This window comes from Pontibacter rugosus, from assembly GCF_042678745.1.
Lineage (GTDB): Bacteria > Bacteroidota > Bacteroidia > Cytophagales > Hymenobacteraceae > Pontibacter > Pontibacter rugosus.
Map to the genome: position 1 here is coordinate 1 of NZ_JBHTLD010000117.1, position 15,856 is coordinate 15,856.

At 53.4% G+C, this 15,856-nt stretch carries 14 protein-coding genes and 1 pseudogene; 4 read left to right on the forward strand and 11 right to left on the reverse strand.

Features of this window, described 5'->3' with window-relative positions; all coding sequences use genetic code 11:
* The 5 genes and pseudogenes from ACFQ2O_RS12960 to ACFQ2O_RS12980 form a co-directional block, all read right to left on the reverse strand.
* On the reverse strand, positions 1-1,552 hold a 1,552-nt coding region (locus tag ACFQ2O_RS12960), incomplete at its 3' end, for an efflux RND transporter periplasmic adaptor subunit (RefSeq protein WP_377528283.1).
* A 54-nt stretch (positions 1,553-1,606) separates the two neighbouring features.
* Positions 1,607-1,831 (reverse strand): annotated as a pseudogene (locus tag ACFQ2O_RS12965) (heavy metal-binding domain-containing protein); the annotation flags it as partial.
* The gene (locus tag ACFQ2O_RS12970; protein WP_377528260.1) at positions 1,812-3,098 is read right to left on the reverse strand and encodes a TolC family protein; all 1,287 of its coding nucleotides are present in this window, start codon (positions 3,096-3,098) and stop codon (positions 1,812-1,814) included. The pseudogene ACFQ2O_RS12965 and the gene ACFQ2O_RS12970, both read right to left, overlap by 20 nt.
* The gene (locus ACFQ2O_RS12975) at positions 3,095-6,919 is read right to left on the reverse strand and encodes an efflux RND transporter permease subunit (RefSeq protein ID WP_377528285.1); all 3,825 of its coding nucleotides are present in this window, start codon (positions 6,917-6,919) and stop codon (positions 3,095-3,097) included. The genes ACFQ2O_RS12970 and ACFQ2O_RS12975 overlap by 4 nt, the downstream gene beginning before the upstream one ends.
* A gap of 105 nt (positions 6,920-7,024) precedes the next feature.
* On the reverse strand, positions 7,025-7,411 hold the full coding sequence (locus ACFQ2O_RS12980; protein ID WP_449301390.1) for an HYC_CC_PP family protein: 387 nt from the start codon (positions 7,409-7,411) through the stop codon (positions 7,025-7,027).
* Between the two features lie 366 nt (positions 7,412-7,777).
* On the opposite strand from ACFQ2O_RS12980, the gene ACFQ2O_RS12985 reads away from it, so the two are divergent.
* Both ACFQ2O_RS12985 and rpe read left to right on the forward strand, forming a co-directional pair.
* Positions 7,778-8,242: a hypothetical protein gene (locus ACFQ2O_RS12985; RefSeq protein WP_377528264.1), complete on the forward strand. Its 465-nt coding sequence runs from the start codon at positions 7,778-7,780 to the stop codon at positions 8,240-8,242.
* An 89-nt stretch (positions 8,243-8,331) separates the two neighbouring features.
* Entirely contained in the window at positions 8,332-8,991 is a 660-nt protein-coding gene (gene rpe, locus ACFQ2O_RS12990) for a ribulose-phosphate 3-epimerase (RefSeq protein ID WP_377528265.1), read from the forward strand.
* Positions 8,992-9,052: 61 nt separating this feature from the next.
* Here the strand turns inward: rpe and ACFQ2O_RS12995 are convergent, their stop codons facing one another.
* From ACFQ2O_RS12995 to ACFQ2O_RS13005, 3 genes are all read right to left on the reverse strand, one after another.
* On the reverse strand, positions 9,053-9,217 hold the full coding sequence (locus ACFQ2O_RS12995) for a hypothetical protein (protein WP_377528267.1): 165 nt from the start codon (positions 9,215-9,217) through the stop codon (positions 9,053-9,055).
* 158 nt (positions 9,218-9,375) lie between these two features.
* Positions 9,376-9,705, reverse strand: a complete 330-nt coding sequence (locus ACFQ2O_RS13000) for a hypothetical protein (RefSeq protein WP_377528269.1) — start codon at positions 9,703-9,705, stop codon at positions 9,376-9,378.
* Positions 9,706-9,780: 75 nt separating this feature from the next.
* Positions 9,781-10,074 (reverse strand): hypothetical protein, encoded by a 294-nt coding sequence (locus ACFQ2O_RS13005; RefSeq protein WP_377528271.1) that lies wholly within the window; start codon positions 10,072-10,074, stop codon positions 9,781-9,783.
* 625 nt (positions 10,075-10,699) lie between these two features.
* Between ACFQ2O_RS13005 and ACFQ2O_RS13010 the strand changes: the two genes are divergently transcribed.
* Together ACFQ2O_RS13010 and ACFQ2O_RS13015 are read left to right on the forward strand one after the other, a co-directional pair.
* Positions 10,700-12,079 (forward strand): sodium:calcium exchanger, encoded by a 1,380-nt coding sequence (locus ACFQ2O_RS13010; protein WP_377528273.1) that lies wholly within the window; start codon positions 10,700-10,702, stop codon positions 12,077-12,079.
* 82 nt (positions 12,080-12,161) lie between these two features.
* Positions 12,162-12,608 carry a hypothetical protein gene (locus ACFQ2O_RS13015; protein WP_377528275.1) on the forward strand — a complete coding sequence of 149 codons (447 nt, stop codon included), beginning with the start codon at positions 12,162-12,164 and terminating at the stop codon, positions 12,606-12,608.
* A gap of 115 nt (positions 12,609-12,723) precedes the next feature.
* Here the strand turns inward: ACFQ2O_RS13015 and ACFQ2O_RS13020 are convergent, their stop codons facing one another.
* From ACFQ2O_RS13020 to lpdA, 3 genes are all read right to left on the reverse strand, one after another.
* Positions 12,724-12,891 carry a hypothetical protein gene (locus ACFQ2O_RS13020; RefSeq protein WP_377528277.1) on the reverse strand — a complete coding sequence of 56 codons (168 nt, stop codon included), beginning with the start codon at positions 12,889-12,891 and terminating at the stop codon, positions 12,724-12,726.
* A 61-nt stretch (positions 12,892-12,952) separates the two neighbouring features.
* Entirely contained in the window at positions 12,953-13,570 is a 618-nt protein-coding gene (locus tag ACFQ2O_RS13025; RefSeq protein WP_377528279.1) for a cation diffusion facilitator family transporter, read from the reverse strand.
* 236 nt (positions 13,571-13,806) lie between these two features.
* Entirely contained in the window at positions 13,807-15,201 is a 1,395-nt protein-coding gene (lpdA, locus tag ACFQ2O_RS13030) for a dihydrolipoyl dehydrogenase (RefSeq protein WP_377528281.1), read from the reverse strand.
* Between the last annotated feature and the right edge of the window lie 655 nt (positions 15,202-15,856).

Consider the following 15,856-nt stretch of genomic DNA (forward strand, 5'->3'; position numbering starts at 1 on the left):
GTTTAATTACATCTTTCACTTCCCCGCAGGTGCGCATGTTCGCTGCCATGAACGGGTTGCGTATCTCTTTTGTCTCGCTCAGCCAGTAGGCCCCCTCGCCTCCTTTGGCCATCGGGCAAAAGTCCACGTACAGCTGCTGCCGTGCACCGAAAGCCTCTACTATTTTTATAAGCGGCTGGGACAGGAAGATGAAATTCTCGCGTTTCCCTTCGATGGTGTCTGCCTCCTTGCAAAGTTTGGCGTGCTGGAACAGAAAGCTTTTCTTCTCCTCCCAGAAATCCTTGGTGTCTCCCTTCAGCAGTTTATCATTCACCTTGTGGAGGGCAGCCAGCAGGGCCGTGCTGTATTTAGCCGTCTCTTTCTCATCTGCCTCCACCAAAGCCTCTTTCAGGGCCAGGTAAGCATCCACTACATCGTTGAGCTGTTTCATGAAAGCAGCAGGAACCTGGCCCCGGAAATCAGCCACATCCCCCTCCACAAACTTCGAAGTCGGGGTCTGCGAAAGGTTCGCCTCTGTTCCTGGCATGTCCATTCCCGCCATTCCGGCCATGGCACCACCGGCAGCCCCGGGATCAGCGTTCGGGTTCATCATGCTCACCTTGCCCTGCAGCTGGGCTGCCGCATCCACCTGGAACACGCCGTTTGTCACGACTTCCTCCCCTGGCTTCAGGCCGCTGTTCACCACATACATCCCCCCTGCCTCAGGGCCAAGCTCCACTTCCCGGAACTCGAAGGTCGGCTGCTCAAACGAAAGGTCCTTCACGTACACGACAGCCCGTTTACCCGTCCACAGCACCGCCGTCCGCGGGATCATCAGGGCACTGGCAGCTACGTCCAGCTCGCTCTGGAGCACGCCCTGCGCAAACATGTCTGGCTTGAGCTTTCCGTTCGCGTTGTTCACCTCCGTCCGCACAGAGGCTGCGCGCGTGCCGGGGTTAAGAACAGGGTCTATGAAAGTGACCTTGCTGGTAAATGTTTCCCCAGGGATGGACGGCACTGTGAAGCGCACCTCGTCGCCTACCTCTATCCAGGGCAGGTCGCTTTCATAGGCGTCGAACAGCACCCAGAGGTTACCTAGGCCTGTCACCTGGAAAAGGGGCTGCCCCTCGCTCACGTACTCCCCCACATTCACGTTTTTGGCCACGACCGTACCGGACTGTGTGGCGTAGATGTTCAAGTTATCCTGTAGCTTTCCGCCGCTTGCGATGCGGCTGATCTGCGCATCTGAAATGTTCCAGAGCCTGAGCTTTCGAACCGCTGACTCATAGAAAGAGGGGTTCGTTTCCCGGAGGCGCGCGGCCACCTGCAGTTCCTTCTGCGCGGTGATCAGTTCAGGGGAATAAATGCTGGCCAGCAGCTGGCCCTTCTTCACCTCCTGGCCCGTGAAATTCACGTACAGCCGCTCAATGCGGCCGGGGAAACGGGCTGTGATGTCCCCTACGGCCGTTTCCTCCGCCTTTACCTTTCCGGGGAGGTGGATTTCCTTCGTCGGCTCCGCCCGCTGTACTGCTGTCGTCTGTACGTTCGCCAGCTGGATAGCCGACTCTGTCATCTGGATCTCATTTGCAGAGACAGTCGCCCCGCCCTCCTGCAACGGGATGAGGTCCATACCGCAGATGGGGCACTGCCCCGGTTCATTCATCCGTATCTGGGGGTGCATGGCGCAGGTCCAAATTGTGCCTTCGCCCTCATGGTCATGGGCAAGTTCCGTTTCCCCCTCCGCTACCGACACCCCGGATTCCCCGCCGAAGAACACCCACCCCAGCAGCAGGCCAAGCACTAAAAAGCCCAGCCCGAAATACCATGTTCTTTTATCTATTTTCTGTTTCATATTGGCTTCCCATTAAGTAGTTGATGTTATAAACCTGATTGTTCAGGGCTGTTCTGGCCTCTGCCAGCTCCAGGCGGTAGTTCAGCAGCTGCCGCTCCATGCGCAGGACCTCCTCAAAGGAATTCTTGCCCGTGGAAAATTCCTCCTGCAACAGGGCAAATGACTCCTCGGCCAGCCTGGTGAGCCTTTTGTAAAGAGCCACCTTCCTTCGTGCGTCAAGTAAATCCTTGTAGGCCTCCTCGAGCTCAGTCAGCAACTGGTTCTCCAGGTTCTCCCGCTGCAGCTCCACGGCCTCCCTTTCCAGCAGGGCCTCCTTCTGCATGGCCTTGTATTTCTTCCGGTAGATGGGCAGCCTGACTCCTACCTGAGGGAAGAGAATCGCGTCCTGCCCGTTGCCCGGCATCTCCACCCCATCCCTGTCTGCGACGCTGGTGTAGCTGGCCCCTACCGTAAAGGCGGGAAGCCCCATCTTCTTTGCCACTTCTACCTGGAGCTCATACACCTGAGCCTCCTGCCGGAGCTGCTCGAGCCGGGGGTTTTGCGCCAGAAGAGTATTGTATACCTCCTCCTTCTCCAGCAAAAGCTCTTCTTCCCAAAGGGAGTCAGGAAAGCTGATGGGTTCCTGCAGGTCCGAATTTAGCAGCTGCTCGAACCGTGTCACCAAAGGCCTTCTGCTATCGGCCAGGTACTCCAGCCGGCTTCGTAGCTCCTCCTCTTCCATCTCTACCTGCAGCACAGAGGAAAGCCCAGCCTGCCCTGTCTCAAAATACACCTGCGCCAGTTCCTTGAAGGCACTGAGGACCTCCAGGTTCTCCTCCGTGATTTGCGTGGCCACCTGCAGGTAGTACAGGTCGTTGTAGGTGATGCTTATGTCCCGGTACAGCTCCAGCTTGGCCTCCTCAAAAGCCTGAAGCCGCACCTTTGCCCGCTGGGCGGCTACGCGCTCCTGGGCCTCCAGTGTGCCGAACCAGGGGAACAGCTGGCTTGCCGATAAAGTGGCCCGCTGCGCCCCCACGCGTGTCTCCACGGGCTGAAGAAAATAGGCAAAGCTCACCTGTGGGTCAGGCAGCGTACCGACCTGAGGTACCTGCTCCAGTGCCGCCAGGTAGTCGGTGAACAGCGCTTTGAGCCTTGGGTTGTTCTCTGCTCCCTGCACGAGGTACCTGTCTACCTGCCTGCTGCCTTGCGCCTGCGAAAGCAGGGGCAGCAGCGCCAGACTGACGGCAAAGAGCCAGTGTGTTACGATGCTATATCTTTTATTTCTCATGATGCTTTCGCTAATGCTTTTGGTTTATTTGCCCACTTTCTTTCCTGCCACATGCTGTAGAGCACCGGCACCACAAACATGGTGATGGACTGAATGAACATTCCCCCGAACGTCGGAATAGCCATCGGGATCATGATATCCGACCCCTTGCCGGTAGAAGTGAGCACAGGAAGTAAAGCGATGATCGTGGTGGCGGTGGTCATCACAGCAGGCCGCACCCGCTGGCTTCCGGCTATCACAACGGCTCTTCTGATGGAGTCCCTATCGGTCGTGTCCTCCCTTGCGAACACCTGCTTCAGGTAAGTCCCCATCAGCACGCCATCGTCGGTGGCCACCCCGAAAAGGGCGATAAAGCCTACCCAAACAGCCACACTCAAATTGATGGGCCGTATCTGAAACACGTCCCGCATGTTCTCCCCGAAGAGGGTAAAATCCATGAACCACCCCTGGTTGTAGAGCCACAGCAGGATAAAGCCGCCGGAGAAAGCCACAAACACACCGGAAAAGGCCATCAGCGTCGGCTGCACCTCCCCAAACTGGAAGTAGAGGAGCAGGAAGATGGCCAGCAGGCTGATAGGAATGACAATAGAAAGCGTCTTGGCTGCCCTGAGCTGGTTTTCATAGTTGCCTGCGAACTTGTAGCTCACACCGGCAGGCACCTCGAATTCCCCGGAGGCGATTTTCTCCCTGATGACCTCCTGCGCGTTCTCCACCACCTCTACCTCTGCAAAGCCTTCCTCTTTATCGAAGATGACGTACCCAAGCAGGTAGGTGTCCTCACTTTTGATGTTCTGCGGCCCCTGCACGTAATTTATCTCCGCCAGCTGCCCCAGGGGCACCTGCGCCCCGGTAGGGGTAGGAACAAGCAGCCCTTTCACATCCTCCGGGTTATCCCTGAACTCCCGGGCGTAACGCACCCGAACCGAGTACCGCTCGCGCCCTTCCACGGTGGTGGTCATGCCCATGCCCCCGATGGCTGCATTGATGATGCGCTGCACATCGGCAATGGAAAGGCCGTAGCGGGCAATCACCTGCCGGTTGATGTCGATCTCCATGTAAGGCTTCCCCACCACGCGGTCCGCAAAGACCGAGGCACCCTTCACGCCCGGCACCTCCTTCAGAATATTCTCCATCTGCAGACCCACCTTCTCAATCGTCTTCAGGTCAGGACCGAATACTTTCAGGCCCATGGGTGCCCGCATACCGGTAGACAGCATGATGAGGCGCGTGGCAATGGGTTGTAGCTTCGGGGCCGAGGTCATGCCCGGAAGGTTGGAGGCAGCCACTATCTCCTCCCAGATATCGTCCGGGGACTGGATGTGGTCGCGCCACTGGCGGAAGTACTCCCCGCTTGGGTCCGGCACCAGCAGAGACACATCCAGGTCCGCGCGCTCCATCGTCTCTGGGTCAAACACCTCCCCGTTTGAGAGCACATACTGGCCCTCGTCATTCACCTCAAAGGCGACGCGGTAACCGTCCTGGTCCCGCACATACTCTGATTTGTAGTTGATAACGTTCTCATACATGGAGATAGGCGCCGGGTCAAGGGCCGTGGCCGCCCGCCCCCACTTCCCGACCGTCACGTCCACCTCGGGAATGGCCGTCACGAGCAGGTCGAGCTGGCGGATGGTCTCGATGTTTTCCTCCACGCCGGAATGCGGCATGGTAGAGGGCATCAGCAGAAAGGTTCCTTCGTTGAGTGGTGGCATGAATTCCTCCCCGGCGCCCGGGAAAGTCTCGCTCACAGCCACCCAAGCTCCTGTCTCCCGCACGTTCCACCCCAGCTTCTCCGCCCCGCTGGCCACAAAGCCGAAAACTCTGTCAAAGCCCTGCCAGGCGAAAAGGCCGAACAGCACGATTCCAATGGGGATGGAGAGGAACTTCCACTTGTTATCCAGGCACCAGGACAGGATAGGTTGGTAGTACTTCACCATAGAAAGCAGGATGCCCAGCACAAGCACGATGACACCTGCCACGAAAATTAAGTTAGTGACGTAGCTGTGGCCGGCGCCCAGCGGCAGCCACTCCCTTGTCAGGAAGTAAAGCACCCCCACGAGCACAATGCCGATGTTAATGTAATTGGTGTATTGCTTTTTGCCTTCTGGCCAGTAAGGCTCCAGCAGGTTGTTCGCTCCAAGCGCAAGGAGCACTATGCCAGCCCACGGCACATAGAACAGCACCAGCACGCCCAAGGCGATGAGGCTGAAGTTCCATATCCTCCTGGTTCTGCTCTTGCCGAACCCGAGGGAGAAGAGCGCATGTGCGAGCGCGGGGATGACCACGATGCCCACGAACAGGGCCGCTAAAAGCGCAAAGGTTTTGGTGAAGGCCAGGGGGCCGAACAGCTTTCCTTCCTGCCCCGTCATAGCGAAAACGGGAATAAAACTGATGACTGTCGTGGCCAGGGCCGTCAGCACGGCAGAGGCAATTTCGATAGTCCCCTCATAGATTACCTCCAGCTTCGATCGCCCCTCGTTCCCGGGCAATTCCAGGTGGCGAATGATGTTTTCAGTAAAGATGACCCCCACATCCAGCATGACCCCGATAGCGATGGCGATACCGGACAGTGCCACGATGTTGGCGTCGACTCCCGCATACCGCATGACGATAAAGGTCATCAGCACCCCGATGGGGAGCAGGCTCGAGATCAGGATGGAGGCGCGCAGGTTCAGCACCAGGATAACCACTACAATGATACTGATAAGAATCTCCAGCGTGAGCGCCTCCTCCAGCGTTCCCAGGGTTTCGTAGATAAGGCCTGTGCGGTCATAGAAAGGAACCACGGTTACCTTGGAGACGGTGCCGTCTGCCAGTACCTTGCTCGGCAGGCCAGGCGCCATTTCCTCAATCTGTTCCTTTACGTTATTGATGACAGCCAGTGGGTTGGAGCCATACCGGGCCACCACAACGCCTCCAGTCGCTTCGGCTCCGCCTTTGTCCAGGCCACCGCGCCGGGTGGCGGGCCCCATCTGCACGCGGGCGACATCTCTTAGCCGTATCGGCGTGTTCTCGTTTACGGCCACCACGGCCTCTTCCAGGTCATCGATGCTCTCGATGTAGCCGAGGCCGCGCACCAAATACTCCGCTTTGTTAAACTCGATGGTGCGGGCACCCACATCCTGGTTGCTCTCCTGCACGGCCTCCATGATCTGGCTGACATTCACCCCATGGCTCTTCATGGCGATGGGGTCGATGTCGACCTGGTACTCTTTGGTGTACCCCCCGATGGAGGCTACCTCAGATACGCCTTCAGCGGACGCCAGGGAGTACTTTACATAAAAGTCCTGAATGGAGCGCAGCTCCTGCGGGTCCCAGCCCCCGGTAGGCTCCCCTGTTTCCGGGTTGCGGCCCTCCAGGGTGTACCAATATACCTGCCCCAGCGCTGTGGCGTCAGGTCCCAGCGCCGGCTGTACGCCCTCCGGCAGGGTGCCGGAAGGCAGGGAGTTAAGCTTCTCCAGGATTCGGGAGCGGCTCCAGTAAAACTCCACATCCTCCTCAAAGATGACGTAGATGCTCGAAACACCGAAAATAGAGCTGCTTCGTATGGTTTTCACGCCCGGTACTCCCAAAAGGGCTGTGGTCAGCGGATAGGTCACCTGGTCCTCAATATCCTGGGGGGATTTCCCCATCCACTCTGTGTAAACGATTTGCTGGTTTTCCCCGATATCCGGAATCGCATCGACCGGTACAGGGTCCCTGGGGATGAGGTCACTCTCCCAGTTAAAGGGCGCTGTGGAGATACCCCAGGCCACGAAGGCAACAGTCAGCAAGGCTGTCACCAGTTTATTCTCTAAGAAAAACCTAATTATTCTGTTAAGCATAGTTGTTTCTTGTTGTAAAGGAATAGACAACATGGCTCAGCAAAGGCAAAGCCACAGGCTACCAACCCTTTATAAAGGGTGTACCTACATTAGAAAAACTATGTTTTAAATCAGGAAAGACTGAACCCTGATATATATATCACATTCAGCTACAGGAGGCTGTTGGGAATGGAATAGAAGCTTTCTGGACGGCTCGTCCAGGAGCAGGGCAAGCCGCAATTCATTGATGAAGCTAACGAGTACGAACTGCAGTTGGGGAGTAAACTTAACAACCTGCTGGTCGAGCTGGAAATCATCCTCCACCGACACATGGTCTGTGTCGCTGTGGCAGTCGCAGTCAGCAGGCATGCTTCCTGGATCGCAGCAGGACTTGGCTTCAGTTCCTACCGACACGCTTGCCAGCATCTTTCCACAAAAATGCTTCGTCACAGCAAACCCCGCCGTGCTCACGAGCAAGGAGATGACCAGGACGATATGGAAAAGATTGCGCATTTGTTTACTACCCAACGTGGATACCAAAGGAATGGTTTCCTCTACTTCTGTAGAGGAGCCGCGAATTAGGAGCGTAAAGATACTAAAAACAAGTATTTTTATCCAAATACTATGGCACAAAACGAAGAAGTATCCATGAGGGAGTGACAACGCAACTCCCTTTTCTAAGCCATTGCGCTTGACTTGCTGCTGCTGTCTGCGACGGCTTATGCGTAGGAATCAACCAAGATGAAAGGCTAAAAAAAATTAGTTCCTTAGATGAAGTCCTCCCCTCCTTCGTTCAAGGCAAAGGCATGAGCTATAAAAAGGAAAAGGTTGGAGAGGAGGCTTCTGATTTCTTAAACTTTAACGAAACCATTGATGATTATGGGTGAGCAGTACATGGGTAAAACAAAAGGGAGAGGTGCTGTTATCCTTTCCGCCTGGATTCTGGCGATTGGCTTTCTGGTGAACCTTGTGTGGGAAAATGCGCAAGCCTTTCTGTATGTGGGCTACGGTGGTTTCATGGAGCACTTCTGGATTTGCTTTGTTGCCTCTGTCATAGACGCCTTGGTGATTCTTCTTGTATATCTCGTACTTGCGCTCCTTTATAAAGATATCTACTGGCCCACGCACAACACCATTGTCCGGTATGCCGTGGTGGCTTTAATCGGCGGCGCACTCGCTGTTGGTTTTGAGCTGTGGGCGTTGGCTGTCGGGGAATGGAATTATACCGGTTTGATGCCCGTGCTTCCGGGTCTTGAGGTGGGATTGTCCCCGCTCATTCAGCTTATGGTGCTGCCTGTTCTTACATACCATCTAAGCTTACGCATGACCAGAAAAAAGGCTTGAGATAGTTGTAAACCTGCTTGTTTACCTTACACAACCACTACTATACTAGCGTTGCCGTAAAGCAAGGGCGCATAACAGACAGAAACAATATGAAAGAACCTTTAGTAGCTCCCTCCATACTGTCTACAGACTTTGCCCACCTCGGCAGTACATTAGCAACAGTAAATGAGAGCAAGGCTGACTGGCTGCACGTGGACGTGATGGACGGGGTATTCGTCCCTAACATCTCCTTCGGTACGCCTATACTAAAAGCGATCCAGCAGCATTCGAAAAAGCCTGTGGAGTTGCACCTGATGATGGTGCAGCCTGAGCGCTATCTGGAGACCTTCGCGCGCTTCAACATACACCAAATGACCGTGCATGCAGAAGCTTGTACGCACCTGCACAGCGTGGTACAGCAGATAAAGCGTCTGGGCTGTAAAGCTGGTGTCGCCCTGAACCCGCACACGCCTCTCGGGTGCCTGGAGTACGTTATCCAGGACCTGGACATGGTGTGCCTGATGTCGGTGAACCCCGGTTTCGGCGGACAGGAGTTCATCCCCCAAACGCTCGGCAAGATAAGCCTGCTTAAAGCGTTGATTAGAAGGAAAGGCGCTGCCGCTTTGATTGAAGTGGACGGAGGAATCAACCAGGCAAATGTAACGGATGTGATCAGCGCAGGGGCAGACGCCGTCGTGGCGGGAAGCAGTGTGTTTGACTCCGGTGATCCCAGCCAGGCGATATTGACCCTGAAAAACGGCGCCCTCTAAAGCACAGGAAAGAGCGAAGAGACTTACTCCCGCCAAACGAGGTTATGGCTTTCTCGCCGCGCTACTCTCCCAGGTACACGGACAGAAATGTAAACAACGCAAAGCCCCCGGAAAGAAACAACGCTGCCCATTTTGAGTCCGGCCTTTCATGGGCCTTTGTGAGCATCTCCTCCAGGGCCACTGTCAGTAAAATACCCGCGACAAAAGCCAGCAGGCTCGGTTTCACTTTTTTGAAACTTAAGGAGCTTTGTTTCTGCGCCTGCCTCCACAGCTCCGCGGCCAACTATGGAGTTTGCATTTTATCATTTAGTAAAAGCGAATAGCGGCTTTAACCCGGCCTCTGGTAGTACAGGAAAAGCAAAAGGGCGGCATAGCTGAGACCACCTATGGCAAAGGCCCAGTAGTTGCTTTTTCCAGCACTTGGTAACTGTTCAACAGCACACCCCCGGCTAAAAACGCCTGCAGGAGCACGGGCACGACTTCTGGCAGTACAGTGAGGACGCTAATGCCCCAACCCAGGAACACGGCAGCGGCAAGTAGCCAACGTCCCTTCTGATCATACCCTTGCTTATGGAGGTTGTGTAGCCCGTTATCATTGACGATGAACTTGAGAAACATGGCCACGAAGAAAAGCAGTAAGGGCAAGAACCCCTCGTTCATCCTGTGAACAAGCAAATAGCTTATCAGTACGTTCATGAAGGCAAACGTTATCATGTGAATCCAGAAGACCTTTGCGCTCGTGACGGCTTTACGCTGCTTTTTTCTCTGCTTTTGCACTGATGCCCTTGCTCAATGCTCTAAGCCGTAAAAAATGAACATGCTTAGTAGCACCAGGATGTACACATGCTGGTCTAAAGCTGATAAGAACGGGTCCTTTTTTATATTTTTAAGAACCTTTTCCTGCCCTTTGCTTATCCCTGGTAGGAGGCGTAGCACAACAAAGGCGACGGACATACCTCCGGCAACCGATAGAAAACGGCTCCTGGGCACCCCGTCCAGCATCCTCAGATAATTAGAGAAGATATGAACTGTTGCAAGGCCTGCCCCAGCTGCTAAAGGAATCCAAACGTTGTTTTCGTCCATTTGCTTTTAAAGTTGAAATAGGAACAAGGCATTCCGCTTTTTTACATTTCTGATTCACACCATCCCTGGCTGCGGGTTTGTCAGTTTATAGCCATTCAGTCCACCAAAGCAGGTTAATATTTATTCTCTCTATTCGGCCCTTTGCTATACTTACCCGGTATCAACACAAATAGATGCTGCTCCTCCAGATTATTCTACTCTTGGGTCTTTACTACACCGGGTCCGTCACGTCTTAGACTTCGCATCTCTAAGCATACAAACTAACACTCGTTCTTTCAGGCCAGTTTAAAGGAAGGGCATCGTCTTACCCTATAACAATTACCACCAAGTAATTTTAGGTGAAGCAAAGTCAAGAAGTTGCAAAATCAGGTTCAGAAAGCAACCAGCACTAGTGGAGGTTATGCAAAGGAAATATAATAGTTCATCAGCGGAAGTTCCGCCAGAGCGTTTGGTGCCGTCCAAGTTACTGATAAGGGAGTGTTCACGTCATGTTATGAGGCTTATCTAACTGTTAGCTGCTTATCTGCGTAAACGAGAACCGCACCCAATTTTCGCAGTCATAGTAGATAATTATGAACAAATCGAAAATTTATGTTATGTCTCCCATAGTTGAAGGAGGTGCTGTATGAGCGTATGGATTTGGGCCCTTGTACTTGTTGCGGCCGTGTGGGCAGCGCATTGGGGAGCAGAACATTTGGCAAAGCCCCTGAAGAAGCTACGAAAGCAATGGGGTTTCTCCGTAGCGGCTGGAGGAGCCTTGGTGGGCGTAGCCTCCGCGAGCCCTGAGATCGGCATCAACGTGGCCAGCGCTGTTACAGGCGTAGCCGATATCGGCCTGGGGGCTATGTTCGGATCCAATGTCATTGCTATTCCCTTCATGGTGGTAACCGCCTACATTGCCACCCGCCACCTTAAAAAGGAAAATGCGGGCAAAGACCATGAGCAGCATGAGAAGGAGCACCTGCTGAAGGTTGATCCTACCGCCGTAACCGTACAGGCACTCCCTTACCTGGTGATACTCGCCGTCGTGGCCATCCTCACCGTGCCAGCGCAGTGGCGGGGACTGCAGCCCATAGATGGCTGGATCATGCTGGGCGTGTACCTGGTGTACCTGGCGCAGGCCCTGCTTCGGGGTAGGGAGGAAGGCGAAAAGGTGGAGTGGAAAAAGAAGGAGATTTACCTGGCAGTGGCGGGCCTTGCCGCCCTGGGGCTGGGGGCTTTCTTCACGGTAAAGGCTACCGAGAACATTGTTGCTGCGTTAGGCTTGTCGAAGGTAGTGGGAGGTTTGTTTATTACGGCTCCCATGGCCGCGCTGCCGGAGATATTCGCCACCTGGAGCGTGGTGAAGTCCGGGCAGATCACCTCCGGGGTGACCAGCGTTATCGGAGACCACGCCGCCACGATGGCCGTCGCTTTTCTACCCCTTGCCCTCGTGACCGTGCCCGTAAAAGACCTCACCCTGTATGTCACCGTCCTGAGCTTTGTGGCGCTGGTGGGCATCCTATACGCCGCTTTCATACACTGGGGCGGAAAGAACGGGCAACACGGCTTTAACCGCTGGCAGGTCTACACCCTGGGGGCTGTCGTGCCGGTGTATGTCGGGGTGATGCTGTTTGGGGTCCTCCAGGTAATTGGCGGACCGTCCGGGGAAGGGGCTAACTTTTTTAAGGTATTCAATGAGGATAAGAATAACTACCTGGAGGACGGGGAGTTCTACAGGGCCGTGGGCGACATAGGATACTTCAAGGCATGGGACCAGGAGGGCGATGCATCCCTGAGCGAGGACGAATGGAGAGCGGGAATCAGTGAGTACCTGGGCGGGTACAAAATTGACCAGATAGAGGAGTTCGGCGAGTGGGACCTGAACGGCGACAGCCAGATCTCGGAGGATGAGTTCAGGGAGGGCCTGTTCGAGGCTGCAGATCAGGACAGGAATAATCAGATAAGCGAAAGCGAGTTTGTAAACCTGTACAGGGAGGGTAGCGGGTCGCAGAAAAATAAATAAATCAAACGTCGAGAACTCTCTATTAACAAAAGCTGAAACCATAATCTTTGTTAAACAAGTCTTTCATTAAACCTCTCATGTTATGAAAAAAGAGTTATATGGCTTGCCTTATTGGGTACTGATAAGCCTTTTTGGATTAAGTATGTCTGCCTGTAACCAAGGCGGCGAAGGGAAAGAGTTGTATAAGGCCTACAATAAGGACAAGAACGACTTTTTAGATGATAAAGAGTTCTACAACGCGGTTGCCGAGGAGAAGTACTTTGACAGGTGGAACCAGAACGGTGACCGTTCTTTGAGCGAAGACGAGTGGAGTGCCGGGGTAAATGATTATCTGGGCGGTTACAAGGTTTCAACAGTGGAAAAGTTCGGAGAGTGGGACTTAAACGGTGACAGCCAAGTTTCTGAGGAAGAGTTCAGGGAGGGGCTATTTGAAGTAGTGGACAAAGACCAGAATAGACAAATAAGCCAAAGCGAATTCACAAGCTGGACCAAAGAGGGAGGCGGACAAGGGAGCCGTTCAGGGAGCTAACAGGGGCTAAGTAACGGCCTTCTGACATGTGAATGTGCTGTTAAATATTCCGGTGACGCTGAACCGTTTTTACTTATAGGTTTCGGCTTATCGGTAGCAGGGATAACCATTTCTTTTAGTCCGTGCCGTTCCACTCTATTACGGTCTTGATGTCATCCACAGTCCTGAAATTGAGGGCACTGCTGAACTGCTGATAACTGACACGGGTAGCAATTATGTCTGTAGTCAGGTTCCCTCCCATTCTGCCCAGCCCTATAATTCCGATGGTTTCCATTTCCTTCATGTGAGTTTTTATCTAAAGCTTTCCGTTTTACTTAGAAATTATCCGCTCAAGCACCACTATATTACAGGTGCGTTTCATTTTCCTCATGCCCTCTGCTCTCCAGCTGAATTGTCGTGTGCGAGATTTTGAAATTGGAAGTGACGCCTTGGTTTATCCTTTTAAGCATTTCATTATAGGATGTATTGTCATTTGCGGTTACAACTACATGGGCACTCATAGCATTGACACCTGATGTCAATGACCACACATGCAAGTCATGCACTTCCTCAACTCCCTTTAACGCCGCTATGCATCTGCGCAGTTCCTCTATGTTCACGTCTGAAGGGGTACCTTCCAACAGCACCCCCACCGCCTCTTTGAGCAGCACCCACGTACGGGGCAAAATAAAAAGTCCTATACCAGCTGATAGAATGGGATCAGCATAGTACCATCCGGTCGTCCACATGATGATGCCCGCCACAATCACGCCGATATAGATGGCCCAGGCCGCACTCATGCCCTTTTTGTTTTCCCCGCCAAACCTGCTCTGCACACAGCCTATACCCTTGTCCAGAAAGACAAAAAATACGCTTCCCGCTACAAACGCCAGCACCGGAATGAAAGGTTGCTCTGCGGCCAGGGCTTGCGGCATTAGCTCCAAGCCGATCACGGCCAGCACGATGCCAGCGGCTGTATGCAAGGCCAGGTCAGGGTTTTTTCCGACACTTTAAATACTTCCGCCAGTACGCCCCCGAAAAGTTTCCGAGAGCAGGCATGGCCGCGTACAGTAGCACCTGTAGGTAATCATTCATGGCGACTTAGCAAAGGATTTAGCCTCTATACTGGATTTGCACTTTACAGGTTCATGTTACAACTGGGGCCGCGTTCCTGTCAGGTACAGGAGGAAGCACATACTGCCTAAGATCCTGTGCCTGCTCAAGCGTGCATGGCCCTGTTGTCCACGGCCAAACTGGCTTCTTTCACAGACTCATAAAAAGTAGGGTGCGCGTGAGAGAGCCTGGCGATGTCCTCTGCCGCCGCCCTGAAGGCCATGGCCGTCACGGCCTCTCCAATGATGTCCCCTACGCGGGGACCTATCATATGAACCCCCAGCACTTCATCCGTATCCTTGTCAGCCAACACTTTTATAAGGCCCTCCAGGTCGTTGTTCATGCGAGCCCTGGCGTTGGCGCGGAAGGGGAAGGAACCAGATTTATACGCCCTGCCTGCTGCCTTAAGTTCCTCCTCGGTGTAGCCCACGCTGGCCACTTCCGGCCAGGTGTAGACCACGTTCGGGATAAGCAGCGGATTAAGTTGCGGCTTCTGCCCTGCCAACAGCTCCGCCACAAAGACTCCTTCCTCTGAAGCCTTGTGGGCCAGCATAGGGCCTGGTATCACATCTCCGATAGCATATACTCCCTTTGCGGTTGTCTCCAGGTTCCCGTCCACTACAATTCTTCCTTTGTCATCTAACGCTACCCCGGCTGCTTCCAGGTTCAAGCCGCTGGTGTAGGGTTGCCTACCTACGGCCACCAGGCAAATATCCCCCTCCAGTTCTAACTGGCCTCCTGCAGCGTTCTCGGCCTGCACCAACACCCTGTCCGCGTCTGCCACCACGGATCTGACCTTGTGCTGCAGGTGGAATTTGATGCCCGTTTTGGACAGCGCGCGCTGCAGCTCCTTTCCCATCGTCCGGTCCATGCTCGGGATGACAGCATCAGCAAATTCCACAACATCCACCTGTGACCCCAGCCTTGCGTAAACCGAGCCGAGCTCTGCTCCAATGACGCCTGCCCCTATTATAATCAGGGACTTGGGTATTTCCTTCAAGGAAAGGGCCTCGGTGGAGGTAATCACCCGCTTTTTGTCTAGTTGGATGAACGGCAGGGAGGACGGCTTAGAGCCGGTGGCAATGATTACTTTCGCCGTGTCCACTTCCACAGGTGTACCTTCCCCCTTTACCAGCAGCTTGCTGGGGTTTATGAAGCTGGCAACCCCCTGCATAACATCCACTTTGTTCTTTTTCATCAGATAGGCTACCCCATCTACTGTCTTTTGCACCACGTCGGCCTTATGGGCAACCATCTCCCCGAAGTCCACCCGCAGGTTATCCAGCCCAATGCCGTGCATCCCAAACTTGTGCTTCGCATCATAGAAACGCTCCGAGCTATCCAGAAGTGCTTTGGAGGGTATACAGCCAACGTTAAGGCAGGTTCCGCCAAGCCCGCTGTATTTCTCTATAAGGGCCGTCTTCATGCCCAGCTGGGCACAGCGGATAGCGGCCACATAACCACCAGGGCCTGACCCGATCACCGTTACATCATATTTCATAGTTTAACGCTTTGTTGTTTCTGTCCTTTTGCTCTTTTCCCTCCAGCGTAGGCCATTCTCTTTGTCAGGCCCTGGTTTTACTAAAAAAACTATAGAAGCCATACTCCTTACCTTTGGTAATGTTAAGGAAGAAAGTGCAGGAGTGGATCATCTGCCACACTAAGGCCTTGTTTGTTGTTACTAAGAATTTCTTACCCTCAGTTGGCACAAATAGTTTTGAACGGCCCGAACCGCCTTGTAGTGAATGCCAACTCCCTAGCTATCACTCAAGGCAGCTTCGCAGAAATAATCAACTTCGGTCCAAGAGCGATCTCTTCATCGAAGAATAGTTTAAATTTTAGTCAAACTTCATCCGTTGAATTCTTACGACATTTTGGATAGGCAAAAAAGCAATGCTCCATCGCCAAACACTCCACTCCTCCTGATTTATTGCGCAGGATAAACATGCCAATCGGCTTATCCAATATTTGTCCTTACCTTCATTGTCACTTTGCTCCACAGCAGAATTTGCTGACTGTCCTCACCTGCTTTCTAATTTCGTTTCTTGAAGCTCTCTAACACTTGTTAAATAAGACATATACTAGGATAGGTCTAGGGTATGGTTTCATTTATAACACGTTTGCTTATTGCGCCTCATCAACTTTATTCATTTCTA

What these genes read in the sequence shown, in the direction of transcription:
- ACFQ2O_RS12970 (WP_377528260.1), bottom strand. Translation starts at nt 3,098, where the DNA reads ATGAGAAATAAAAGATATAGCATCGTAACACACTGGCTCTTTGCCGTC.
- ACFQ2O_RS12975 (WP_377528285.1), bottom strand. Translation starts at nt 6,919, where the DNA reads ATGCTTAACAGAATAATTAGGTTTTTCTTAGAGAATAAACTGGTGACA.
- ACFQ2O_RS12980 (WP_449301390.1), bottom strand. Translation starts at nt 7,411, where the DNA reads ATGCGCAATCTTTTCCATATCGTCCTGGTCATCTCCTTGCTCGTGAGC.
- ACFQ2O_RS12985 (WP_377528264.1), top strand. Translation starts at nt 7,778, where the DNA reads ATGGGTGAGCAGTACATGGGTAAAACAAAAGGGAGAGGTGCTGTTATC.
- rpe (WP_377528265.1), top strand. Translation starts at nt 8,332, where the DNA reads ATGAAAGAACCTTTAGTAGCTCCCTCCATACTGTCTACAGACTTTGCC.
- ACFQ2O_RS13000 (WP_377528269.1), bottom strand. Translation starts at nt 9,705, where the DNA reads ATGATAACGTTTGCCTTCATGAACGTACTGATAAGCTATTTGCTTGTT.
- ACFQ2O_RS13005 (WP_377528271.1), bottom strand. Translation starts at nt 10,074, where the DNA reads ATGGACGAAAACAACGTTTGGATTCCTTTAGCAGCTGGGGCAGGCCTT.
- ACFQ2O_RS13010 (WP_377528273.1), top strand. Translation starts at nt 10,700, where the DNA reads ATGAGCGTATGGATTTGGGCCCTTGTACTTGTTGCGGCCGTGTGGGCA.
- ACFQ2O_RS13015 (WP_377528275.1), top strand. Translation starts at nt 12,162, where the DNA reads ATGAAAAAAGAGTTATATGGCTTGCCTTATTGGGTACTGATAAGCCTT.
- ACFQ2O_RS13020 (WP_377528277.1), bottom strand. Translation starts at nt 12,891, where the DNA reads ATGAAGGAAATGGAAACCATCGGAATTATAGGGCTGGGCAGAATGGGA.
- lpdA (WP_377528281.1), bottom strand. Translation starts at nt 15,201, where the DNA reads ATGAAATATGATGTAACGGTGATCGGGTCAGGCCCTGGTGGTTATGTG.